Origin of the sequence: Micromonospora sp. NBRC 107095 (genome assembly GCF_030269705.1) — a bacterium.
In the GTDB taxonomy this organism is placed as follows: Bacteria; Actinomycetota; Actinomycetes; order Mycobacteriales; family Micromonosporaceae; genus Micromonospora; species Micromonospora parva.
Genome location: NZ_BSTU01000001.1, coordinates 432,218 through 454,903 on the forward strand (window position 1 = coordinate 432,218; position 22,686 = coordinate 454,903).

The window sequence follows — 22,686 nt, forward strand, 5'->3', positions numbered from 1 at the left end:
GGCGCTGGTCGGTGCCGGCCGCGGCTGAAGCCGTGCCGGCGGTCAGGTCGGGGTGTGGAAGAGCCCGGCCGACCAGGAGATCAGCAGGCCCACGGCGGCGGAGCAGCAGCAGACGAGCAGGGCGGCGGCGACCACGGCGAGGATCATCCACGCGGAGGCGCGCCGGGGCGTCGACCCCGGCTCGTCCTCGTCGGCCATCGCCGCCGCCCCGTCGTCAGGCGCGGCCGAGGCGGTCCAGGATCCAGGCGTTGATGAACGCCTCCTCACGCCAGGAGTCGTAGCGACCGCTCGGGCCGCCGTGCCCGGCACCCATCTCGGTCTTCAGCAGGTAGTCGCCGTCCGGGGCGACCGCCCGCAGCCGGGCGATCCACTTCGCCGGCTCGGAGTAGAGCACCCGGGTGTCGTTGAGGCTGGTCACCGCGAGGATCGCGGGATAGTCCACGGCGGCCACGTTCTCGTACGGCGTGTAGGACTTCATGTACGCGTACACCTCGGGGTCGTCGAGGGGGTTGCCCCACTCCTCCCACTCGGTGACGGTGAGCGGCAGCGACGGGTCGAGGATCGAGGTGAGTGCGTCCACGAACGGCACCTGCGCCACGATCCCGGTGAACGCGTCGGGCGCGAGGTTGGCCACCGCCCCCATCAGCAGGCCGCCGGCCGACGCGCCCCGGGCGACCAGTCGGTCGCTGGCCGTCCAGCCGGCCTTGACCAGGTGCCGGGCGCACGCCACGAAGTCGGTGAAGGTGTTCTTCTTGGCCAACAGCTTGCCCTGGTCGTACCACCGTCGGCCCAGCTCACCGCCGCCCCGGATGTGCGCCACCGCGAAGACCACGCCTCGGTCCAACAGGGACAGCCGGGCCACCGAGAACCACGGGTCCATGCTGGCCTCGTACGAGCCGTAGCCGTACAGCTCGCAGGGCGCCGAGCCGTCCCGGGGGGTGCCGACCCGGCAGACCAGCGAGATCGGCACCCGGGTGCCGTCGTCGGCGAGCGCCCAGTCGCGGTGCTGCTCGTACTCGGCCGGGTCGTACGGTCGGCCGTCCGGCCCGGGCAGCACCGGCTTCTGCTTGAGCAGCACCATCTGCCGGGTGACCAGGTCGTAGTCGTACACGGAGTCGGGGGTGATCAGTGAGGAGTAGCGCAGCCGGACCTGACCGGTGCGGTACTCGGGGTTGGCGTCCAACCCGACGCTGTACAGCGGCTCGGGGAAGTCGATGTCGTACGCGTCGTCGCTGCCCACCGGCAGCACCCGCAGCCCGGTGAGCCCGTCGGTGCGCAGCGACACCACCAGGTGGTTGGCGAAGGCGTCCACGGCCTCCAGCCGGGTGCCGGGGGTGTGCTCGATCAGCGGCACCCAGTCGCCCGGTACGTCCGCAGACGTGAACGCCAGCGCGAAGTCCTCCGCGTTGTCGTTGTGCAGGATCAGGAAGCGGTGCCCGTGGTGCTCCACCGTGTATTCGACGCCCTGCCGGCGGGGCGCGATCACGGCGGGCGCGCCGGTCGCGTTGCCGGCGGGGATCACCAGCACCTCGCTGGTGATCTTGCTGTGCACGTCGATGAGGATGAACTTCTCCGACCGGGTGAGCTCCACGCCCACCCAGAACCGCTCGTCGTCCTCCTGGTGGACCACCACGTCGTCGGCGGCGGGGGAGCCGATGGTGTGCCGCCAGACCCGGTTCGGTCGCCAGGCGTCGTCCACCGTCACGTAGAACAGCACCGAGGCGTCGGTCGACCAGGCGGTGCCGTAGAACGTGTCCGGCACCTCGTCGGGCAGCAGCTCACCGGTGGTGAGGTCCTTCACCCGCAGGGTGAACCGCTCGTCGCCGGAGAAGTCGGTGGAGTAGGCCAGCCAGCGGCCGTCCGGGCTGACGTCGAACGCGCCGAGCGAAAAGAAGTCGTGCCCCTCGGCCAGCAGGTTGCCGTCGAGCAGCACCTCCTCGCCGTCGAGTGGGGCGCCGTCTGCGCTGACCGGCGGTTTGGTCTCGCCGTCGCGGACCGGCCGCCGGCACTGCACTCCGTACTGCTGTCCCTCGACCGTCCGGGTGTAATACCAGTGCCCGCCCTTGCGGGTCGGCACGGACAGGTCGGTCTCCTGGGTGCGTCGGCGAGTCTCCTCGAACAGGTCGGCGCGCAGGTCGGCCAGGTGTGCCGTCCGCGCGTCGGTGTACTCGTTCTCGGCGGTCAGGTAGGCGATCGTCTCCGGGTTGTCCTTGGCGGCGAGCCAGGCGTACTCGTCGATGACGGTGTCGCCGTGGTGGGTGCGCTCGCTGGGCACCCGCTTCGCCGCGGGCGGGGCAGTCTCGGTGGTCACGGCGGCCACGTTACCGGCCGGCAGCCGCAGTCCGCCGGACCAGCGGCATCCCGATACCCGCTACCACTGCATTCGAACACATGTACGATAGCCGGCATGGCGGCAGCAGCGAGTTCCCTCGGCCGGTCCGGAGCCCTTGAGATCACCCGGCGGTTGGCGGCGATCTGCGGCCCGCCCTTCTCCCGGCTGGCCGGGCCCGCCGACGAGGTGGCGGGGCGACCGGCGCGCTGGGTGGCCGTTCCCGGCGGCCCGCACGCCGCCGCCGAGGTGCTGCGGCTGGCCGCCCGGCACGATCTGACGGTGGTGCCCCGAGGCGCGGGCACGAAGATCGACTGGGGTGCCACTCCCGTTCAGGTCGACATCCTGCTCGACACCGGCCGGCTCGCCGGCATCGGTCACGAGCCCGTCGAGTCGCTGGTCACCGACGTGGGGGCCGGCACTCCACTGCGGGCGGTGCAGGCCACCCTGGAGCGCACCGGGCAGCGGCTCGCGATGGACGCGCCCTCACCCGGCGCGACTCTGGGTGGCGTGCTCGCCGCCGGAGAGGCCGGTCCGCTCCGGCACCGCCACGGCAGCCCTTGCGACCAACTGCTCGGTGTGCGCTATCTCGCCGCCGACGGCGAGCTGATCAGCATCGGCGGCGGCGCGCCCGGCCTCGACATGGCCCAACTGCTCTGCGGCTCCCAGGGCGCGCTCGGTGTGCTGGTCTCGGCGAGCCTGCGGGTGCAACCGCTGCCGGCCACCAGGCTCTGGGTGTCCCGCCCGGTGTGGACGCCGTTGGAGGTGCACGACCTGGTCCGGACGATCCTCGCCGCCCGACTGGAGCCGTCGGCCATCGAGCTGGATCTGCCCGGGGGCACCCCCCGCCCGCGTACGCCGTACCCGCCCGGTCACCCGGCGGCCACCGCCCGGGAGCGCCACCCGTCGATGTCCGGCCGGGCTGGTGCCCCGTCACGGGCCGGCAGCCTGGTGGTGCTGCTGGAGGGCGGCCCCGCCGACGTCACCGAGCGGGCCGAGCGGTTGGTCGGCCTGTTGCACGGCGAGGCCACCATCGCCCACTCGGCGCCGACGTGGTGGCGCCGCTATCCGTTCGCGCCCGGTGACACGGCGCTGCGCCTGGAGGTGCCGATCGGCGATCTGCACGCCGCCGTGTACGCGCTCCGCGACGCGGCCGGCACGCCCGTCCCGGTGCGCGGGTCCGCCGGGCTGGGCATGGTGCACGCGGCGCTGCCCGGGGCGCTGGCACCCGACCGGGTGGCGTCCATCCTGGCCGCCGTCCGCGGGGTGCTGCTGGCCCGGCAGGGTCGCTGCGTGGTGATCTCCGCTCCGGCGGCGGTCCGCCAGGCGGTCGACCTCTGGGGTGAGCTGGCCGGCCTGGCCCAGTTGCGCGCCGCGAAGCGCCACCTGGATCCGGAGCACCGGCTCGCGCCCGGCCGGCTCCCCGGGGGCCTGTGAGTCGGGCCGCTCCAGGTGACCCGGCCCGGGGTCAGTCCAGCCACCACCGGTGCATGTCCAGCAGCGGCGGAGTGAAACGGGCCACCAGCACCAGCAGGCCACCAACCGCGCCGGCCAGCAGTAGCGTCCTCGTCGCCCGGGGCAGGGTCGCGCGCTCCCGGGCGGCCAGTGCTCCAGCGACGATCGCCAACGGCAGCCCGAGCACCGCACCCGCCACATAGAGCATCCCGACCACGCCATAGAGCCAGAGGAACGGGTTCAGCCCACCCATCCCGAACGGAATCACGTCCTTCGGGTCGTACGCGCCGGTCAGCATCTCGGCCGGGCCGACGCCGGCGGCGGCCATCCGGCCCAGGTACAGCAGAAGCACGGCGAGGAACGCACCGATGGTCGCGAGCTGCGCGACGACCAGGGCACGGACAAACGGCCGGGAGTACGGCGTGACCTGCACGGCACTCGACATGGCCGTCAATCTACCGAGGACGCGCGAGAATTGGGCCGCTCGATGGGAGGTGCCCGCGTTCCGACAACGTGCCCCAACCGGAACTGCGACCCGAGACCCGGAGACGCGCGACGGTCAGGTCGCGTCGTTGCGCAGCACCAGGACGGCGATGTCGTCCCGGGGCGGCTCGACCGAGAAGTTGATCGCTGCGGCGCGCAGCCGGGCGGCCACCACGTCCGCCGAGTAACCGGCCAGCGGCGCGGCGGCGTCCCGCAGCCGGTCGGTGCCGAACAGTTCCCGGCCGTGCCGCCGCTCGGTGACCCCGTCGGTGTAGAAGATCAGTGAATCGCCCGGGGCGAGCGTGATCTCCGCCGTCGGCGAGGTGATCGTGTCGAGCAGGCCGAGCGCGGTGCCGCCGGTGCCGACGAACTCAGCGCCGCCCGTCCCGGCCAGCAGCACCGGCCGGTCGTGCCCGGCGAGGTGCAGCGACACCGCCAACTGGTCGCCCTGGCCCAGCCCGACCGCCGCCAGCGCCAACGTGCAGTAACGGCCGCCACCGCGCTCGACAAGCGTCTCGTTGAGCCGGGCCAGCGCCTCCGGCAACGGCTTGCCGTCGCCGACCAGCACCCTGATCACGTCGCGGACCAGCCCGGTCACCGCGGCGGCCTGGACACCCTTGCCCGAGACGTCACCGATCACCACCAGCCAGCGTCCGTCCGGCAGCGGCACCACGTCGTAGAAGTCGCCCCCCACCTCGGCGTCGTCGCCGGTCGGGACGTACTCGGCGGCGAACCCGATCCCGTCCACCACCGGCAGCACCGGGGGCAGCAGCGACTGCTGCAGCGTCTGCGCCACGCGTCGGCGCTCGGCGTGGATCCGGGCGTTCTCGATGGCCAGCGCGGCCCGCCGGGCCACGTCCTCCAACACGGCCACCTCGTCCGGGTCGTGCCGGTGCCGCTGGTGCCGCCCCACCGCCAGGGTGCCGAGCCGTTGCCCGCGCGCGATCAGCGGGACCGCGAAACCCTCCATCGGCCCGCCCAGCGGGATCTGCGCCGCGCTGCGGGACGCCTCGCGCAGGCGGGCCTGCACTGAGTCCGGTCCGGTCTCGGCCAGCACCTTGTGCAACTGCGGCAGCATCGACTCGTCGGCGTGGCTGGCCGCCGCCAACCGCAGCCGGCCCCACTCGTCGGTGGTGTGCACCGCGCACCACTGACCGAGTCGCGGCACCACCAACTGCGGCACCAGCGCCATGGTCAGGTCGACGTCCAACGACTGGGCCAGCAGTTCGCTCGCCTCGGCCAGGAACGTCAGCCACACCTGCCGGCGGATGTCGGCCCGGCGCAGCCGGTCGTTCTCCAGGTGCAGCGACAGCCGCTCGGCGGTGAGCACCGCCAACGGTTGGGCGTACGCCGACGGCGCGGCGTCCAGCTCCAACTCGCCGGCGTACGGGCGGTGCACCGTCAGCGGCACCCGGAGCAGCTCACTGCCGGGGCGGGGCGGCCGACCGAAGCGGGCCAGCACCTGACGGCCCTGCCCGTCGCCCCGGTCCAGCCGGATCGTGCCGCCGGCCGCGCCCACCATCTCCGCGACCCGGCTCAACAGGCTGGTGGCGAAGTCGGGCAGCGGGTCGTCCGCGTACAGGTCGGGGGCGGTCTGCATCAGTTCGCTCATCGCGCTGGCGCTCGGCGCGGACGGGTCGGCGCCTGTCGGGGGGCCGGAGCTGGCCGGTGTCGACTCGCCGACGGTGCCCGCGGCGGACGGATCGACGCCGGGGCGGTCCAGCCGGAACCAGACGCCCTTCCCGGTGGGCAGGTACGTGGTGCCCCAGCGGCTGGCGAAGTGGTCGACGAGCAGCAGACCCCGGCCCCGCACGGAGACCTCGTTGATCTCGGTCGCGTCGTTGCGGTCGCCGACTGTCAGCTCGTCACCGGAGCCGGGGGCGAAGTCGGAGACGGTGACGGTCAGCCCGACCTCGTCGGCGACGACCTCGATGTCCAATTCGGTGCGGGCGTGTTCGACGGCGTTGGTGGTCAGCTCGGTGGTGAGCAGCAGCGCCTCGTTGGCCAACTCGTCCAGGTGTGACTCGGTCAACACCGAGCGGACCACGGCGCGGGCCGCGGCCGGCGTACGGCGGTCGGCGGGCAGCCGGACACGCCGGACGGCCCCGTCCCGGGCCCCGGCCGTCGCGGGCCCCGCCTCGGCTGACACCCCCGTATCCTCCACCGTCCCCCTGCCGGGTGCCAAGCGGATCATCAATCGGGGCTGTCGCGTCGGTCAGTCCCACCTGCGGCGGGGCACGCCGCTGACGCGTCGAAAGGCCCGGTGCGGGTGCCGGGCGAGGTTTGGGGCGCGCCGTGCCGGCTCGGCGCCGATCGGGCGGGTCGGTGGGGCGATCGATGCGATCTGGCGGGTCGCGCACCCTGGCACCACGGCGTGCGCGGGCACAATATGGGGTGCCGACGTGTCCGCACGGACCGGCGCCCCCAAGTTGAGCGAGGAATGATGACCACGGCGAAGCAGTCGTTCGCGGATCCGTCCGCGCCCGACCACGAGGCGCTCCTCGGCGAGTTGACCGAGGCCCTGCGACGGATCGGTCGCGGCGACCTGAAGGTCCGGCTTCCCCGCCGCGCCGGCAAGGCGGGCGAGGTGGCGGACGCTTTCAACGAGGTGGTCTCGCTTCAGGAACGGCAGTACCTGGACCTGCGGCGGATCAGTCGGATCGTCGGCCGCGACGGCCGGCTCACCGAGCGGCTCGACGACGAGGGGTTGGACGGCTCCTGGGCGGAGGGGCAGCGGGCGATCAACTCGCTGATCGACGATCTGGGTCGACCAACCACCGAGATCGCCCGGGTGATCGTGGCGGTGGCCGACGGTGACCTGTCCCAGCACATGGCGTTGGAGATCGACGGTAGGCCGCTGCGCGGTGAGTACCTGCGCATCGGGCGCACCGTCAACACGATGGTGGACCAGTTGTCGTCGTTCGCCGACGAGGTGACCCGGGTGGCCCGTGAGGTGGGCACCGAGGGCAAGCTGGGCGGCCAGGCGGACGTGCGGGGTGTCGCCGGCACCTGGAAGGACCTCACCGACTCGGTGAACACCATGGCGTCGAACCTGACCTACCAGGTCCGGTCGATCTCGCAGGTGTCGACGGCGGTGGCGAAGGGCGACCTCTCCCAGAAGATCACCGTGTCGGCCAAGGGTGAGGTCGCCGAGTTGGCGCACACCATCAACTACCTCACTGACACGCTGCGGCTCTTCGCCGAGCAGGTGACCCGGGTGGCCCGTGAGGTGGGCACCGAGGGCAAGCTCGGCGGTCAGGCCGAGGTGCCGAACGTGGCGGGCACCTGGAAGGACCTGACCGACAGCGTCAACTCGATGGCGTCGAACCTGACCGCCCAGGTGCGCAACATCGCGCAGGTCTCCACGGCGGTGGCGCGCGGCGACCTGTCGCAGAAGATCACCGTGGCGGCGCAGGGCGAGATCCTGGAGTTGAAGGACACCGTCAACACGATGGTGGACCAGTTGTCGTCGTTCGCCGACGAGGTGACCCGGGTCGCGCGTGAGGTGGGCATCGAGGGCAAGCTGGGCGGCCAGGCCCAGGTACGCGGCGTCTCCGGCACCTGGCGGGACCTCACCGAGAACGTCAACCAGCTGGCCGGCAACCTGACCAGCCAGGTCCGCAACATCTCCCAGGTCTCCACGGCCGTGGCGAAGGGTGACCTGTCGCAGAAGATCACCGTGGACGCCCAGGGCGAGATCCTGGAGCTGAAGAACACCGTCAACACGATGGTGGACCAGTTGTCGTCGTTCGCCGACGAGGTGACCCGGGTGGCCCGTGAGGTGGGCACCGAGGGCAACCTGGGTGGTCAGGCGCAGGTGAAGGGCGTCTCCGGCACCTGGCGGGACCTGACCGACAACGTGAACTCGATGGCGTCGAACCTGACCAGCCAGGTCCGCAACATCGCCTCGGTGACCACGGCGGTGGCGAAGGGTGACCTGTCGCAGAAGATCACGGTGGACGCGCGGGGCGAGATCCTGGAGCTGAAGTCGACGGTCAACACGATGGTGGACCAGTTGTCGTCGTTCGCCGACGAGGTGACCCGGGTGGCCCGTGAGGTGGGCACCGAGGGCAAGCTCGGTGGTCAGGCGCAGGTGCGCGGGGTCGCGGGCACCTGGCGGGACCTGACCGACAACGTGAACTCGATGGCCTCCAACCTGACCGCCCAGGTCCGTAACATCGCGCAGGTCTCCACGGCGGTGGCGAAGGGTGACCTGTCGCAGAAGATCACGGTGGACGCGCGGGGCGAGATCCTGGAGCTGAAGTCGACCGTCAACACGATGGTGGACCAGTTGTCGTCGTTCGCCGACGAGGTGACCCGGGTCGCGCGTGAGGTGGGCACCGAGGGCAAGCTCGGTGGTCAGGCGCAGGTGAAGGGCGTCTCCGGCACCTGGCGGGACCTGACCGACAACGTCAACTCGATGGCGTCGAACCTGACCAGCCAGGTCCGCAACATCGCCTCGGTGACCACGGCGGTGGCGAAGGGTGACCTGTCGCAGAAGATCACCGTGGACGCCCAGGGCGAGATCCTGGAGCTGAAGTCCACTGTCAACACGATGGTGGACCAGCTCTCGTCGTTCGCCGACGAGGTGACCCGGGTGGCCCGCGAGGTCGGTATCGAGGGCAAGCTCGGTGGTCAGGCGCAGGTGAAGGGCGTCTCCGGCACCTGGCGGGACCTCACCGAGAACGTCAACCAGCTCGCCTCGACGCTGACCACGCAGTTGCGCGCCATCGCCCAGGTGTCCACGTCGGTGACCCGCGGCGACCTGACCCAGCGGATCGCGGTCAAGGCGCAGGGCGAGGTCGCCGAGCTGAAGGACAACATCAACCAGATGATCGTCACCCTCCGGGAGACGACCAAGAAGAACGCCGAGCAGGGCTGGCTGGACTCCAACCTCGCCCGGATCGGCGGACTGTTGCAGGGCCAGCGCGACCTCGGCGAGGTCTGCCGCATGATCATGACGGAGGTGACCCCGCTGGTCGACGCCCAGCTCGGTGCCTTCTTCCTGGCCGACGACGCCGACGGCAGCATGCGGCTGAAGTTGACCTCCTCGTACGGGTACGTGGCGCGCGGGCACGACGTCACCTTCGGGCCGGGTGAGGGGCTGGTCGGTCAGACGGCGCTCTCCCGTCGCACCATCCGGGTCAGCGCCTCCCCGAACAGCCGGCTCACCCTGCGCTCCGGTCTGGCCGAGACACCCCCGTCCGACCTGGTGGTGCTGCCCGTCCTCTTCGAGGGCGAGCTGCTCGGGGTGATCGAGTTCGCCAGCGTGTCGGCCTTCTCCGAGCTGCACCTGTCGTTCCTGGAGCGGCTGGTGCTCACCATCGGCATCGCTGTCAACACCATCCAGGCCAACCGGCGTACGGAGGAGCTGCTGGCCCAGTCGCAGCGGCTGGCGCACGAGATGCAGGAGCAGTCGGCGGAGTTGCAGCGCACCAACGCCGAGCTGGAGGAGAAGGCCACGCTGCTGTCCGAGCAGAAGGGCAACATCGAGACGAAGAACCGGGAGATCGAGCTGGCCCGGCTGGGCCTGGAGGAGAAGGCGCAGCAGCTGACCCGGGCGTCGGCGTACAAGTCGGAGTTCCTGGCCAACATGAGCCACGAGCTGCGGACCCCGCTGAACTCGTTGCTGCTGCTGGCCCGTCTGCTGGCCGAGAACTCGGAGCAGAACCTCAGCCCGAAGCAGATCGAGTTCGCCCGGACCATCCACGGGTCCGGCTCGGACCTGCTGCGTCTGATCGACGACATCCTCGACCTGTCGAAGATCGAGGCGGGTCGGATGGACGTCGAGCCGACCGAGATCCGCTTCACCGAGCTGCGCGGCTACGTCGAGCAGGCGTTCGCGCCGCAGGCCGAGGAGAAGAACCTGGACTTCCAGGTACGGGTGAGCAAGGACCTGCCGCCGGCGTTGGTGACCGACCCGCAGCGGTTGCAGCAGATCCTGCGCAACCTGCTCTCCAACGCGGTGAAGTTCACCGACAACGGTGCGGTGACGCTGCGGATCGCCCCGGCCGCGGAGAACGCGGTCTTCGACGTGCCGGCGCTGACGAACGCCCAGCAGGTGATCGCGTTCACCGTGATCGACACGGGGATCGGCATCTCCGACGACAAGTTGTCGATCATTTTCGAGGCGTTCCAGCAGGCCGACGGCACGACAAGTCGCCGGTACGGCGGCACCGGCCTGGGTCTGTCGATCAGCCGCGATCTGGCCCGACTGATCGGCGGCACCATCACCGTCTCGTCCGCGCCCGGTCAGGGGTCGACGTTCACCCTGTTCGTGCCGCAGGTGCTGGCCCCGGACGCCGTGGTCGCGCCGCAGACCCCGTCCCCGCAGCGGGCCGGCCTGCCGTCGTCGTTGCTGATGCCGCCGTTGGAGCTGCTGCCGGAGCGACCCGAGGCGCCGGCCACCCGCCAACTGGACGGCGCGACCGTGCTGATCGTGGACGACGACGTCCGCAACGTCTTCGCCCTGACCAGCGCGTTGGAGCTGCACGGGATGACCGTGCTGTACTCGGACAACGGGGCGGACGGTGTCCGCCTGCTGGCCGAGCATCCGGAGGTGGACATCGTGCTGATGGACGCCATGATGCCGGACCAGGACGGCTACGAGACCACCCGTCAGATTCGCCGCAACCACCGGTTCGCCGACCTTCCGGTGGTCTTCCTGACCGCGAAGGCGATGCCGGGCGACCGTGAGTCGGCGCTCGCTGCCGGGGGCAGCGACTACATCACCAAGCCGGTCGACCTGGACGACCTGATCGAGTTGATGTCGTCCTGGATCAACGGCAGCCGCACCGAGGAGACTTCGTGACCCAGATGGCCAAAGCGCTGCTCGTGGACGACCGGCGGCAGAATCTGACGGCCCTGGAGGCGATCCTCCAGGGGCTGCCGGTCCAGTCCGTGGCAGTGGAGAGCGGCGAGGCGGCGCTGAAGCAGCTGTTGGTGGACGACTTCGCGGTCATCCTGTTGGACGCGCAGATGCCGGACATGGACGGTTTCGAGACGGCGAGCCACATCAAGCGCCGCGAACGGACCCGACACGTGCCGATCATCTTCCTCACCGCCGCCGACCGGGACGCCCAGCTCGCTCTGCGGGGTTACCAGGTGGGCGCGGTGGACTATCTCACCAAGCCGTTCGACCCATGGGTGCTGCGGGCCAAGGTCTCGGTCTTCGTCGAGCTGTGGGTGAAGACCCGGCAGCTGGCCACCCAGTCGGACCTGGTCCGGGAGCGCGACACGCAGTGGCGGCGGCTCACCGACGCTGTCGACGAGGCCACGGCCCTGCTCCGCTCGGACGACCCGGAGGTCCGCGACCGGGCGGTACGGCTGCTCGAACAGGCCCGCTGGGGCAACACCGCCTGAGGCGGCCGGCGGCTCAGCCGGTGGGCTGGTCGTTGCGGATCATCAGGGCGCTGCGCAGGCCGGTGATGTCCAGCACGCGGATCAGGAAGTCGCCCACGTGCGTCAACATCAGCAGGCTCTGCGCGTGGCTGGCCTTGCGGCTGAGCACGACGAGGGTGCCCAGGCCCTGCGAGTCGCAGAAGGTGACACCGCCGAGATCGAGCACGATCCGCGGGGGTGGGTCGGCCAGCACCTCGTTGACGACGGTGGAGAGCTGCGCCGCCGTGAGCATGTCGATCTCACCGGCCAGGCGCAGCACTGCTTCGTCGCCCGTCCGGTGTAGCGTGATGGACAGTTCGGCACGATCCACCCGATCAGCCTAGCGCGATCCGACCGACCTGGCCTGTCGAGGCCATGAGCATGGTCGTCGAGGCCACGAGGGTCCCGTTCTCGGCGCTGCCGACGGGCGCGGGTCACGGGTGAGCCGGGTAACCCGACCACGGGGTGGCTGCTGGTGGGCCGTCTGGCGCTGTCACAATGGCGGCATCGTGACCGACATCTTTCCCGCCGGACCAGGCCGCTACCCGGCCGACGCGCCGGCCTCCGAGGCCCTGTTCGACCGCGCCCGCGCCATTGTGCCGGGCGGGGTCAACTCCCCTGTGCGTGCCTTCCAGGCGGTTGGCGGCACCCCGCGCTTCATGGTCCGTGGTGAGGGCCCGTGGCTGTACGACGCCGACGGTCGCCGCTACGTCGACCTGGTCTGCTCGTGGGGTCCGCTGATCCTCGGGCACGCCCACCCGGAGGTGGTGGAAGCCGTCCAGGCCGCCGCGGCCCGGGGCACCAGCTTCGGCACGCCCACTCCCGGTGAGGTGGAGTTGGCGGCCGAGATCGTCGCCCGCACCCCGGTCGAGCAGGTTCGCCTGGTCAACTCCGGCACCGAGGCGACCATGTCGGCGATCCGGCTGGCGCGCGGCTTCACCGGCCGCTCGAAGATCGTCAAGTTCGCGGGCTGCTACCACGGCCACGTCGACGCCCTGCTCGCCGCCGCCGGCTCCGGCGTGGCCACGCTGGGCCTGCCCGACTCGCCCGGCGTGACCGGCGCGGCGGCCAGCGAGACGATCGTTCTGCCGTACAACGACATCCGGGCCGTCGAGGAGGCGTTCGCCGCCGAGGGCCAGCACATCGCCGCGGTGATCACCGAGGCCGCCGCCGGCAACATGGGCGTGGTGGCCCCCCGCGACGGCTTCAACCAGCAGCTCGCCCGGATCGCGCACGCCCACGGCGCCCTGCTCGTGGTGGACGAGGTGATGACCGGGTTCCGGGTCTCCCGCGCCGGCTGGCACGGCCTCGACGCGTCCGACGCCGACCTGTGGACGTACGGCAAGGTCATGGGTGGTGGCCTGCCGGCCGCGGCCTTCGGCGGGCGGGCGGACATCATGGCGCGGCTCGCGCCGGCCGGCCCGGTCTACCAGGCCGGCACCCTGTCCGGTAACCCGTTGGCCTGCGCCGCCGGTCTGGCCACCCTGCGGCTCGCCGACGACGCGCTGTACCAGCGCCTCGACGAGACGGCGACCGTCGTGGGCAAGCTGGCGTCCGACGCGTTGGCCGCCGCTGGGGTCCCGCACCGCTTGTCGTACGCGGGCAGCATGTTCTCGATCTTCTTCACCGACGCCGACGTGGTCGACTACGACAGCGCGCGCACCCAGCAGGTGCCGGCGTTCAAGGCGTTCTTCCACGCGATGCTGGCCGCCGGGGTCTACCTGCCGCCCAGCGCGTTCGAATCGTGGTTCGTGTCGGCGGCGATCGACGACGCCGCTCTGGAGCACATCGCCGACGCGCTACCGGCGGCGGCGAACGCGGCGGCAGCGGCCGGTCACGGGGGGTAGTCAACGGTGAGTAAGACGGTGGTTCACGTGCTCCGGCACGGCGAGGTGCACAACCCCGACCAGATCCTCTACGGCCGGCTGCCCGGTTTCCGCCTGTCCGAGCTGGGCGTGCAGATGGCCAAGGCCGCTGCGCAGGGCCTGGCCGAGCGGGAGATCGTGCACGTGGTGGCCAGCCCGCTGGAACGCGCCCAGCAGACCGCCGAGCCGATCGCCGCCCAGTTCGGGCTGCCGGTCGGGGTGGACGAGCGGCTGATCGAGAGCGCCAACTGGTTCGAGGGCAAGAAGGTCTCCCCGGGTGACGGGTCGTTCCGCGACCCGCGTAACTGGTGGGTGCTGCGCGACCCGGTGACCCCGTCCTGGGGTGAGGCGTACCGGGTGATCGCCGAGCGGATGTTCGCCGCCGTGCACGCCGCCCGGGTCGCCGCCGAGGGCCGCGAGGCGGTGCTGGTGTCGCACCAGCTCCCGATCTGGACGCTGCGCCGTTACGTCGAGCGCAAGCGGCTCTGGCACGACCCGCGTAAGCGGCAGTGCGGGCTGGCGAGTCTCACCTCGTTCCACTTCGACGGCGCGAAGGTGGTGGGCATCGGCTACAGCGAGCCGGCCGCGCACCTGATCGCTCTCTCCGCGACCGCCCGGACGGCCAAGGGGGCCTGATGAACGCCCGGAGGTGGACCGCGGGTCTGCTCGCCAGCGTCGCCGCGGTGGCGCTTGTCGGCTGCACGTCGTCGAAGGCGCAGGAGAAAACCTGCACGACCACCACCGACGGGATCTTCGAGTGCGCACCGGACCAGCGCTCCGCGCCCCCGAAGCTCGCCGGTGAGCTGCTTCTCGGCGGCAGCTATGACGTCAGCGACGCTCGCGGTCAGGTGGTGGTGGTCAACTTCTGGGGTTCCTGGTGCGCGCCGTGCCGCGCCGAGGCGGACGACCTGGAAGCCGTCTACCAGGCCACCAAGGGTTCCGGGGTGGACTTCCTCGGCGTCAACGTCCAGGATTCGCGGGACAAGGCCAAGGCGTTCGAGAAGGGGCGGGTCACCTACCCGAGCCTCTTCGACCCGTCCAGCCGATTGGCGCTCGACCTGGACATCCCGCCGAACACCGTCCCGGCGACGGTGGTGCTCGACCGGGACGGCCGGATCGCCGCGGTGATCCGGGCCGCCGTCAAGCAGGAGGGCCTGCAACCGATCGTCGAACGGATCGCCGCCGAGAAGCCGGCGCCGAACTGATGGGCGACACGTTCCGGCAGCTCGCGCTGGATGGGCCGCTGCTGCTCGCCATGGCCGCGGCGGCGCTCGCCGGCCTGGTCAGCTTTCTGTCCCCGTGTGTGCTTCCGCTCGTCCCCGGCTACCTGTCGTACGTGACCGGCCTGGCCGGTGCCGACCTGGAGGGCCGCCGACCGGCGGCGGACCCGGCGCCGACCGGCGGGGGTGTCGCCGTCAAGGAGCGGGTCGCGCGGGTCGGCGCGGTCAAGGGCCGGGTGCTCGCCGGGACGCTGCTGTTCATCGCCGGCTTCACCGTCGTCTTCGTCGCCACCGCGATCCTGTTCGCCGGCATCGGCCGGGTCTTCTTCGAGTACGAGCGGCAGCTGGAGATCGTCGTCGGCGCGCTGATCATCGTGCTCGGCCTGGGCTACCTCGGGATGATCCCGGCGCTGCAACGCGAGTTCCGGATCTCCCGGCTGCCGTCGGCCGGCCTGCTCGGCGCACCGGTCTTCGGTGCGGTCTTCGCGCTGAGCTGGGTGCCCTGCACCGGCCCCACCCTCGGCGCGGTGATGGGCATGGCCGCCACCAGCGGGCAGAGCGACCGCGCGGTGGTGCTCGCCGTGGCGTACTGCCTCGGGTTGGGGATACCGTTCATCGTCTTCGGGCTGGGCTTCGAACGTCTGCTCGGGGTCTTCCGCGCCGTCCGGCGCAACAGCCGCTGGGTCACCCGGGTCGGCGGCGCCCTGCTCATCCTGATCGGCCTGGCCCTGGTCACCGGCGGATGGCAGAGCTTCGTGATCTGGTTGCAGACCACCGTCGGGGTGGGCGAGGTGAGCATCTGATGACGGTCGTCGACGACCGACCGGAGACCGTGGCGCCCGCGCCGCGCCGCCGGCCGAACCGGTTGCTGGCCCTGCTGCGCAACTCTTGGCGGCAGCTGACCAGCATGCGTACGGCGCTGATCCTGCTCTTCCTGCTCGCGATCGCCGCCATCCCCGGCTCGGTGCTGCCGCAGCGCGGGATCAGCCCGGAGAAGGTCAACCAGTACTTCGTCGACCACCCCGACTGGGCTCCCCGGCTGAACCGGATCGGCGCGTTCGAGGTCTTCGGCTCGGTCTGGTTCTCCGCGATCTACCTGCTGCTGTTCACCTCCCTGATCGGCTGCATCACGCCCCGCCTGCGGGACCACATCCGCGCTCTGCGGTCCCGGCCGCCGGCCGCACCGAAGCGGATGGCCCGGCTGCCGCAGCACACCGTGCTGCCCGCCCCTCCCGGTGGCACGGCGGCGATCGCCGAGGTGCTGCGCAAGCGCCGCTGGCGCGTCGAGGTGCGCGGCGACGAGGTCTCCGCCGAGAAGGGCTACCTCAAGGAGACCGGCAACCTGCTGTTCCACACCTCGCTGATCGCGGTGCTGATCGGCGTGGCGCTGGGCTCCTGGTACGGCTGGAGCGGCAACCGGCTGCTGGTGGCCGGCGCGGACAACGCGTTCTGCAACACCCGCCAGCAGTACGCCGAGGCGAAGCTCGGCCCTCGGGTGGACAGCGCCGACCTGCCCCGCTTCTGTCTGCGGCTGGACGACTTCCAGGCCCGCTTCCTGGACAGCGGTCAGCCGGAGTTCTTCAACGCCACGGTGACAGTTGACGGCCCGGACGAGCCGACCCGCAGCGCCGACTTCTCGGTGAACTCGCCGCTGCGGTTGAACGACGCGAACGTCTACCTGCTCGGCCACGGGTACGCCCCGGTGATCCGCTACACCGACCGGTTCGGCAACAGCCAGATCAGTGACGAGCCGTTCCTGACCACCGGCGACATGGGCCTCACCAGCGAAGGGTTGGCCGCGTTCCCGGACGCCAACGTCGACCCGGCGACCGGCCAGCGGGCACCGGACCAGCAGATGGCGTTCACCGGCATCTACCTGCCCACGGCACCCGAGCAGGCGCCGTTCGTCCGCTCGCAGTACCCGACCGAGCGCAACCCGGCGCTGAACCTGGTCGCCTACCGGGGCAACCTCGGCCTGGACGCCGGCATCCCCGGCTCGGTCTACGAACTCGACCAGCGGCAGGTGCGGACCGGGAAGGTCAAGGAGGTCGGCACCAAACTGCTCCGCAAGGGCGAGAAGTGGACGCTTGACGACGGCACGACCGTCGAGTTCCTGGGCACTGAACGGTACGTCACCCTCTCCATCCGGCACGACCCCGGTTCGACGATGCTGCTGGTCAGCTGCGGTGTCCTGCTGGTCGGGTTGATGGGTTCGCTGTTCGGCAAGCGCCGCCGGGTGTTCTTCCGGGTGGTGCCGGCCGACCCCGGGGAAGGATCTCCGACGAGCGGTAGTAGCTTGGTGGAGGTCGGCGGGTTGCCGCGTACCGACTATCCGGGGTTCGCCGACGAGTTCACCCAGCTCATCGCTGCGGTCAAGGGTGATGCTGACCCAGCGGCCGAACGGGCCGGCGTGCGAGAAGGAGCCGAGTGATGTCCGCACTCTCCGACAATCTGGTGACCTTCGCGATCCTGGCCTACCTGGTCGCGATGATCGGCCATGCCGTCGAGTACGCGCTGGGCAACGCCCGTACCCGGGTCGCCACGGCGGCTCCGGTGCGCGAGTTGGTCGGTGCCGGCGGTGGTGTCGTCCCGACGCCGCCCGCGCCGGTCCCGTCGCCGCCCCCGGCCGACCGTTCCGCCCGGCAGGCCCGACTCGCGGGCCTGGTCGGGGTGGGCGCCACCGCTGTCGCCGCCGCGCTGCACCTGGCCGCGCTGGTCACCCGAGGGCTCGCCGCCGACCGGATGCCCTGGGGCAACATGTACGAGTTCGTGCTCACCGTGACGTTCATCGGGGTCGCCGCCTGGCTGGTGGTGCTCTGGAAGCGACCGTCGCTGCGCAAGCTCGGGCTCTTCCTCACCCTGGTGATGGTGCTGCTGGTGGCCACCGCCGAGCTGGTGCTGTACGTGCCGATCGTGCCGCTGGTGCCTGCGCTGAACTCGTACTGGTTCATCATCCACGTCTCGACGATCGTCTTCGCGTCCGGCATCTTCCTGTTCGGTGTGGTGCCGGCGGTCGGTTTCCTGATGCGCAGCGGGTACGAGCAGGGCAAGCGGAGCTTCCCGTACACCCTGGCCAAGCGGTTGCCCGGCGCGGCCGGCCTGGAGCGGCTGACCTTCACGCTGCACGCCTTCGCGTTCCCGATCTTCACCTTCGCGGTGATCGCCGGGGCAATCTGGGCCGAGGCGGCCTGGGGCCGGCCGTGGGGTTGGGACCCGAAGGAGACCTGGGCGTTCATCTCCTGGGTGGTGTATGCCGGCTACCTGCACGCCCGCGCCACGCCCAGCGTCAAGCGCAACGTCGCCACCTGGATCGCGGTGCTCGGCTTCCTCACCGTGCTGATGAACCTGTTCGGCGTGAACATCTTCTTCACCGGCCTGCACTCCTACGGCGGGCTTGACTGACAGCGGCAACGCGGTGCGGGCCGGTCACGGAGCATCAGTGACCGGCCCGCGTCGTTCCACCGGCCCCGCTCACGGTCACCGGGGCCATGTCGCTGCTCGAATCGTCGTCCACCCGGGGATGGCGCTGGACCTTATCGGGGCCGCGCGTCTACCGGGTGGGCAGCCGGGCCCGAATGGCCCGCTCGACCTGGATCGTCACCTGGTAGGACACCTCGGGTAGGTCGGCCAGCTCGATCCGCTCGCCGCGCAACGCCAGTTGGGCGTGCAGCTCCCGGGCGATGGCGTCGCGAAGCTCGACCTGTAGGGGCGACAACCCGTCCGGGTCGCCGACGACGTACGCATCCGACATGGATCCACTCTGCTCCCGCGTCCGGCCGTCCGGCCAGGCACGGTGAGATGTGTCCGCCGGGCTTGACCCGGCAGTGGTCGGTGAGATGGCGGCGGCACACGCCGATCGCCGTTGATCCACTCGGCTTTCACGAAGTCGGGGCGTCCTGCCGCCTGGGACACCGCACTGTCCTGAAGCCCGAGTGGATCTTGCGGTGCCAACCGTCAACCCCCTGGCACCGACTGACCGTCCGCCGGGTCCGCACTGACCTGGCTACGCGATGCGGGCCGGTCACGGATCATCCGTGACCGGCCCGCGTGCTCAGCTCACCGTCACCGGGGCGACGTCGTTGTCCGGGTTGTCGTCCGCCCGGGGGTAGCGCTGGAACAGCTCGACCTTGCCGGGGACCCCGGCAAGGCTGTCGATCCGCAGGTCGAACCCGAACTTGTGAGCCGTGCCGGCCGGGAAGACCGACCCCGGTCCGTTGCAGTACCAGGTGGCCGGGACGGTCTCGGGCTCCTCCTCGTCGCCGTTCAGCCAGCAATCGGACGGGGCGGCCAGCACGGTGACCCCGGCGGGCGGGACGAAGAGGAAGGCCCCGACGCCCTCGCCGGAGAGGCTGCCGTCCGGCACGCCCGGACCCTTGTTGCGCAGGCCCACGGTGACCCGCACGGTGTCACCGACGGCTCCGGTGACGGCCGCGCCCTTCGCGACGATGTCGAAGGCGCCGTGCACGCCCCGCAGGTAGGTCTGGCCTTCGGCCCGGGTCGCCTCGGCCGGCAGCACGTCGAGCGGTGCGCCCACCGCCCGTAGCCGGAGCGCCTGGTCGGCGTCGCGGCTCCTGAGCTTCACCCCACTGGGGAGTGGGCCGGCGCTGGCCAGCGGCTGCGCGGCCTGGGTGATCCGCTTACTGCCGAGGGTCGCTGGGCCGACCGTGGTGGCGAACCCATCCCGCAGCTCGTGCCGCTGGCCGGGCGCGAACGTGCCCCGCACGGTGCAGACGACCACGGTGGCGAGCACCCGATCGGTGCCGTACCGGCAGTTGCGGTAGCTGGCCGGCACCAGGCCCACCGGGAAGCGCATGGTGAGCCGCAGGTCCACGGACGGCTGGTCGCCGGCGTTGACCACGGCCACCGGGACGGGAAGGGTGTCGCCCACCTGCGCGCCGGTCACGGTCTCGTCGACCATGTCGAGCAGGTTGGGCCCGGATCGCACGGTGACGGTCGCCTGCTGGGTGTACGCCTCGGTCTGCTCGCCGAGCGGCGTGTAGTCGAGGGTGCCGCTCGCGCCGTCGAGGACGCCGGGCACGGGCCGGAACACCACCGGCACGGTGCCGGTGAGCGTGCCGAACTCGTCGACGGCGGTCGGCGGCATCGGGCAGGTCACCGAGGTGCCCTGGGTGACGCAGAAGTCCGGGAAGGTGGCGGTGGCCACGCCTGCCAGGCCGGTCAGGTCGATGGTCACCCGGGGCTGGCTGGCCCCGGTGCTGGTCAGGGTCAGCGGCATCGTGCGGCCGGGAGCGCCGGGGCCGCCGACGGTGACGTCATCAAGCCATCCGCTGACCCAGCCGGGGTCGTCCTCGGCCGCGGCCGGGCTGGCTGCCACACCGACTGCTGCGGTGCCGACGAGCAGCGCTGTCACGCCACGCAGAAGCCGACCACGGGCAACGTGCACAGATCTCATTGATCTCCTTGCTGAGGGGTGAGCCGATCGGAAGACGTCAGGTCTGCACCACCCCGGACCCGACCGGCATCCATGATCTTAGGGATCGCCTGTGACAGTTTCTGATCGGCCGAGCGGGTCGTGATCTCCGTCGAAACAGGACACGGTCTGATGCCTGCGCGGGGTGGTCGTCGGGCCGGTGGCCAGCGTCGAGCCGTGGTCGTCCCGGTGCCCGCTGGCGTCCCGCGCTGTCGTACGCGATCAGCCGCCGAACCAGCCGGGTACGTCGAGCCGGAACCAGTTGGCCGCGGCCAACGTGGTGAGGTCGTCCTCCATCGCGGTGACCCGTTCCGGGCCGAGGGTGTCGGCCCACTGTGCGCGCAGCTGGTCGAAGATCTCGGCCGAGCGGCGTAGCCCGTCGGCGCCGCGCGCTGTCACCCGCACCAGCCGGCGTCGGGCGTCGGAGGGGTCGTCGACCCGCTCCAGGTATCCCACGGCGACCAGCCGGTCGACCGTCTTGCCCGCGGCCTGCTTGGAGATGCCCAGCCGCTGGCCCAGCTCGGTGGCGGTGGTGCCGTCCGCGCCGACGGCCTGGAGCACGAATCCGTGCAGCGGTCGCAGCTCCGGATGCCCCTCCCGGGCCAGTTCGGCGTGCAGGTCGTCGATCAGCGTCCGGAAGCCGGCGAGGAGCAGCAGCGGCAGCGCGAATCCGGGGCGCGGGGGGTCAGCGGTTGCCATGTTCGACAACCACGTTTACTATCTCGTCAACCACGTTGACTATCTTACGTTCCCCGATCCGAGTTCTGGAAAGCAGGTAACCATGTCCGTCTTTACCGCCCACACCGCTGAGACCGCACCCGCCGCCGCCCGTCGGTCCATCGAGGGAGTACGTGGCCGGTTCGGTTGGCTGCCCACCCCGGTGGCGTTGATGGCCGATTCGCCGCAGTTGCTCACCGGCTTCCTCACCGCCAGTGCCGGCTTCGAGCAGACCGACCTCGCCCCGCTGGAGCGGGAGGTGGTCGTCTTCGCCGTCGCCACCACCAACGAGTGCCACGTCTGCGTCGCCCTGCACACCGGCACGCTCACACAGCTCGGAGCGTCCACCGAGCTGATCACCGCACTGCGGTCCGGCTCGGCGCTGCCCGACCCGCGGCTGGAGGCGCTGCGCCGCTTCACGCTGGCCGTGCTCGACCACCGGGGCGCAGTGCCGGACGACGAGCTGGACGACTTCCTGGCCGCCGGCTACCAGCCCCGGCACGCGCTGGACGTGGTGCTCGGCGTCGGCGCGTACACCATCTCCACCTTCGCCAACCGGCTCACCCGCGCACCGCTCGACCCGCCACTGGCCGCCCAGGCCTGGATGCCCGCTGCCTGACCGAGGACACCTGCGGGCCCCTGCTCAGGCCGCCTGAAGGAAGTCCCGCAGCAGGGCGAGCATCTCGTCGGGGCGCTCCTCGTACAGCCAGTGCCCGCAGTCCTCGATCACCTCGCCGCGAACCGTGTCGGCGTACCGGCGAACCTGCTCGGCGACCTGCCCGCCGAGGCTTGCCGCCGCCCCGACGGCCAGCACCGGCATGGTCAGCTTCGTGCCCCGGTACGCCGCGTTGTCCGCGATGTCCTGCTCGAACGCCCGGAAGTAGGCGAAGCTGGCCCGCACCTGCGCGGGGTCGCGCAGGTGGCTGGCGAACTCCTCGATGTCGGGCTCGGCGATGCTGCCCTTGCGCACCATCAGCGCATCGGTGAACTTGTCCACCCAGAGCGACTCCCGCCCGTTGACCAGCGCCTCCGGAAGCCCGTTGTCCAGGGAGAAGTAGCCGAAGTTCCACACCCCGGGCCCAGCCGAGGTGAGCGCGGGGAACGTGTAGATGCTCTCGTCGGGGATCGGCGCCTCGCTGAGCACCAGCCGACTCACCCGCTGCGGATGGGCGGCGGCGTACGCGTACGCCACCATGGTCCCCAGGTCGTGCCCGACCAGCCGGAGGTCACCGGCCAGGCCGAGTTGATCGAGTAGTCCGTGCAGGTCGGCGGCGACCGTCTTCTTGTCGTATCCGCCGTCCGGGGCGTCGCTGCCCCCGAAGCCGCGCAGGTCGGGCGCGACCACGTCGAAGGAGCTCCCCAACTCGGGCAGCAGGTGCCGCCACATGTACCAGCACTGCGGATACCCGTGCAGCAGCACCAGTGGCGGGCCGGCACCCCCACGGACGTAGTTCATGGTGATCTGGCCGGCCCGAGCCCGCTGCTCGGTGAACCCCGCCGGGACCCGCTCCCCGTCCATTCGCCGCCTCCGTCCGCCGTTCCACCCGCGCGTCGTTCCTCCGCCCGCACGTCGTTGGCCCGCCGGCACGTCCTTCCGCCCGCCGGCACGTCCTTCCGCCCGCGCGCCGTTCGGTCCGCCCGCGCGCCGCCTGCCCGGCTACCCGCTCAGCCACCCGCCATGCCCGCAATGTCCGGCTCCCTGCCGTTGATCGACTCGGTTTTCAGGAAATCGACCTATCCCTAGGCGCAGGACACCCCGACTTCCTGCAAACCGAGTCGATCTAGACCCGCCGCCCGTCCGCGGCC

19 protein-coding genes are annotated in these 22,686 nt (G+C 71.2%); 10 read left to right on the top strand and 9 right to left on the bottom strand.

All coding sequences use genetic code 11. The features are described from left to right. Positions 1–42: 42 nt before the first annotated feature. Together QSK15_RS02115 and QSK15_RS02120 are read right to left on the bottom strand one after the other, a co-directional pair. Positions 43–198, bottom strand: a complete 156-nt coding sequence (locus QSK15_RS02115) for a hypothetical protein (protein WP_285792642.1) — start codon at positions 196–198, stop codon at positions 43–45. A gap of 16 nt (positions 199–214) precedes the next feature. Further along, positions 215–2,311, bottom strand: a complete 2,097-nt coding sequence (locus QSK15_RS02120) for a S9 family peptidase (protein WP_285792643.1) — start codon at positions 2,309–2,311, stop codon at positions 215–217. 96 nt (positions 2,312–2,407) lie between these two features. Here QSK15_RS02120 and QSK15_RS02125 point away from each other — a divergent pair, with 96 nt between their 5' ends. Next, entirely contained in the window at positions 2,408–3,766 is a 1,359-nt protein-coding gene (locus QSK15_RS02125; RefSeq protein WP_285792644.1) for an FAD-binding oxidoreductase, read from the top strand. Positions 3,767–3,797: 31 nt separating this feature from the next. Here QSK15_RS02125 and QSK15_RS02130 read toward each other — a convergent pair whose 3' ends face one another. Both QSK15_RS02130 and QSK15_RS02135 read right to left on the bottom strand, forming a co-directional pair. Then, on the bottom strand, positions 3,798–4,229 hold the full coding sequence (locus tag QSK15_RS02130; RefSeq protein WP_285792645.1) for a hypothetical protein: 432 nt from the start codon (positions 4,227–4,229) through the stop codon (positions 3,798–3,800). A 114-nt stretch (positions 4,230–4,343) separates the two neighbouring features. Then, a complete protein-coding gene (locus tag QSK15_RS02135) occupies positions 4,344–6,416 on the bottom strand; it encodes a SpoIIE family protein phosphatase (protein ID WP_285792646.1) in 2,073 nt (690 codons plus the stop codon). Between the two features lie 294 nt (positions 6,417–6,710). On the opposite strand from QSK15_RS02135, the gene QSK15_RS02140 reads away from it, so the two are divergent. Both QSK15_RS02140 and QSK15_RS02145 read left to right on the top strand, forming a co-directional pair. Next, positions 6,711–11,078 (top strand): HAMP domain-containing protein, encoded by a 4,368-nt coding sequence (locus tag QSK15_RS02140; protein ID WP_285792647.1) that lies wholly within the window; start codon positions 6,711–6,713, stop codon positions 11,076–11,078. After that, positions 11,075–11,629: a response regulator gene (locus QSK15_RS02145; RefSeq protein ID WP_030334012.1), complete on the top strand. Its 555-nt coding sequence runs from the start codon at positions 11,075–11,077 to the stop codon at positions 11,627–11,629. The genes QSK15_RS02140 and QSK15_RS02145 overlap by 4 nt, the downstream gene beginning before the upstream one ends. 13 nt (positions 11,630–11,642) lie before the next feature. Here the strand turns inward: QSK15_RS02145 and QSK15_RS02150 are convergent, their stop codons facing one another. After that, positions 11,643–11,978: an STAS domain-containing protein gene (locus QSK15_RS02150; RefSeq protein ID WP_007454492.1), complete on the bottom strand. Its 336-nt coding sequence runs from the start codon at positions 11,976–11,978 to the stop codon at positions 11,643–11,645. A gap of 178 nt (positions 11,979–12,156) precedes the next feature. On the opposite strand from QSK15_RS02150, the gene hemL reads away from it, so the two are divergent. Genes hemL through ccsB form a run of 6 tightly spaced genes read left to right on the top strand, consistent with a single transcriptional unit; the run spans position 12,157 to position 18,134 of the window. After that, the gene (hemL, locus tag QSK15_RS02155) at positions 12,157–13,494 is read left to right on the top strand and encodes a glutamate-1-semialdehyde 2,1-aminomutase (RefSeq protein WP_285792648.1); all 1,338 of its coding nucleotides are present in this window, start codon (positions 12,157–12,159) and stop codon (positions 13,492–13,494) included. 6 nt (positions 13,495–13,500) lie between these two features. Next, positions 13,501–14,148, top strand: a complete 648-nt coding sequence (locus QSK15_RS02160) for a histidine phosphatase family protein (protein WP_030334015.1) — start codon at positions 13,501–13,503, stop codon at positions 14,146–14,148. Continuing rightward, a complete protein-coding gene (locus QSK15_RS02165) occupies positions 14,148–14,717 on the top strand; it encodes a TlpA family protein disulfide reductase (protein WP_030334016.1) in 570 nt (189 codons plus the stop codon). Before QSK15_RS02160 ends, QSK15_RS02165 begins: the two co-directional genes overlap by 1 nt. Continuing rightward, positions 14,717–15,535, top strand: a complete 819-nt coding sequence (locus QSK15_RS02170) for a cytochrome c biogenesis CcdA family protein (protein ID WP_285792649.1) — start codon at positions 14,717–14,719, stop codon at positions 15,533–15,535. Before QSK15_RS02165 ends, QSK15_RS02170 begins: the two co-directional genes overlap by 1 nt. Beyond that, positions 15,535–17,163 (top strand): cytochrome c biogenesis protein ResB, encoded by a 1,629-nt coding sequence (gene resB, locus QSK15_RS02175; protein WP_030334018.1) that lies wholly within the window; start codon positions 15,535–15,537, stop codon positions 17,161–17,163. The genes QSK15_RS02170 and resB overlap by 1 nt, the downstream gene beginning before the upstream one ends. Beyond that, positions 17,163–18,134: a c-type cytochrome biogenesis protein CcsB gene (gene ccsB, locus QSK15_RS02180; protein WP_285792650.1), complete on the top strand. Its 972-nt coding sequence runs from the start codon at positions 17,163–17,165 to the stop codon at positions 18,132–18,134. The genes resB and ccsB overlap by 1 nt, the downstream gene beginning before the upstream one ends. Before the next feature lie 148 nt (positions 18,135–18,282). Here ccsB and QSK15_RS02185 read toward each other — a convergent pair whose 3' ends face one another. The 3 genes from QSK15_RS02185 to QSK15_RS02195 form a co-directional block, all read right to left on the bottom strand. Then, the gene (locus tag QSK15_RS02185) at positions 18,283–18,483 is read right to left on the bottom strand and encodes a hypothetical protein (RefSeq protein ID WP_285792651.1); all 201 of its coding nucleotides are present in this window, start codon (positions 18,481–18,483) and stop codon (positions 18,283–18,285) included. A gap of 300 nt (positions 18,484–18,783) precedes the next feature. Continuing rightward, on the bottom strand, positions 18,784–20,145 hold the full coding sequence (locus tag QSK15_RS02190) for a COG1361 family protein (RefSeq protein WP_285792652.1): 1,362 nt from the start codon (positions 20,143–20,145) through the stop codon (positions 18,784–18,786). 240 nt (positions 20,146–20,385) lie between these two features. Next, positions 20,386–20,862 carry a MarR family winged helix-turn-helix transcriptional regulator gene (locus QSK15_RS02195; RefSeq protein ID WP_285792653.1) on the bottom strand — a complete coding sequence of 159 codons (477 nt, stop codon included), beginning with the start codon at positions 20,860–20,862 and terminating at the stop codon, positions 20,386–20,388. An 82-nt stretch (positions 20,863–20,944) separates the two neighbouring features. Here QSK15_RS02195 and QSK15_RS02200 point away from each other — a divergent pair, with 82 nt between their 5' ends. Next, positions 20,945–21,499: a carboxymuconolactone decarboxylase family protein gene (locus QSK15_RS02200; RefSeq protein ID WP_285792654.1), complete on the top strand. Its 555-nt coding sequence runs from the start codon at positions 20,945–20,947 to the stop codon at positions 21,497–21,499. 24 nt (positions 21,500–21,523) lie between these two features. On the opposite strand, the gene QSK15_RS02205 is transcribed toward QSK15_RS02200, so the two are convergent. Continuing rightward, positions 21,524–22,399: an alpha/beta fold hydrolase gene (locus QSK15_RS02205; protein ID WP_285792655.1), complete on the bottom strand. Its 876-nt coding sequence runs from the start codon at positions 22,397–22,399 to the stop codon at positions 21,524–21,526. Positions 22,400–22,686 lie beyond the last annotated feature (287 nt).

Bases quoted from the DNA above. Each gene is read 5' to 3' on its own strand.
- QSK15_RS02170 (WP_285792649.1), top strand. From the start codon at position 14,717: ATGGGCGACACGTTCCGGCAGCTCGCGCTGGATGGGCCGCTGCTGCTC.
- QSK15_RS02140 (WP_285792647.1), top strand. From the start codon at position 6,711: ATGACCACGGCGAAGCAGTCGTTCGCGGATCCGTCCGCGCCCGACCAC.
- QSK15_RS02115 (WP_285792642.1), bottom strand. From the start codon at position 198: ATGGCCGACGAGGACGAGCCGGGGTCGACGCCCCGGCGCGCCTCCGCG.
- QSK15_RS02195 (WP_285792653.1), bottom strand. From the start codon at position 20,862: ATGGCAACCGCTGACCCCCCGCGCCCCGGATTCGCGCTGCCGCTGCTG.
- QSK15_RS02190 (WP_285792652.1), bottom strand. From the start codon at position 20,145: ATGAGATCTGTGCACGTTGCCCGTGGTCGGCTTCTGCGTGGCGTGACA.
- QSK15_RS02130 (WP_285792645.1), bottom strand. From the start codon at position 4,229: ATGTCGAGTGCCGTGCAGGTCACGCCGTACTCCCGGCCGTTTGTCCGT.
- QSK15_RS02185 (WP_285792651.1), bottom strand. From the start codon at position 18,483: ATGTCGGATGCGTACGTCGTCGGCGACCCGGACGGGTTGTCGCCCCTA.
- ccsB (WP_285792650.1), top strand. From the start codon at position 17,163: ATGTCCGCACTCTCCGACAATCTGGTGACCTTCGCGATCCTGGCCTAC.
- QSK15_RS02165 (WP_030334016.1), top strand. From the start codon at position 14,148: ATGAACGCCCGGAGGTGGACCGCGGGTCTGCTCGCCAGCGTCGCCGCG.
- QSK15_RS02125 (WP_285792644.1), top strand. From the start codon at position 2,408: ATGGCGGCAGCAGCGAGTTCCCTCGGCCGGTCCGGAGCCCTTGAGATC.
- QSK15_RS02205 (WP_285792655.1), bottom strand. From the start codon at position 22,399: ATGGACGGGGAGCGGGTCCCGGCGGGGTTCACCGAGCAGCGGGCTCGG.
- QSK15_RS02200 (WP_285792654.1), top strand. From the start codon at position 20,945: ATGTCCGTCTTTACCGCCCACACCGCTGAGACCGCACCCGCCGCCGCC.
- resB (WP_030334018.1), top strand. From the start codon at position 15,535: ATGACGGTCGTCGACGACCGACCGGAGACCGTGGCGCCCGCGCCGCGC.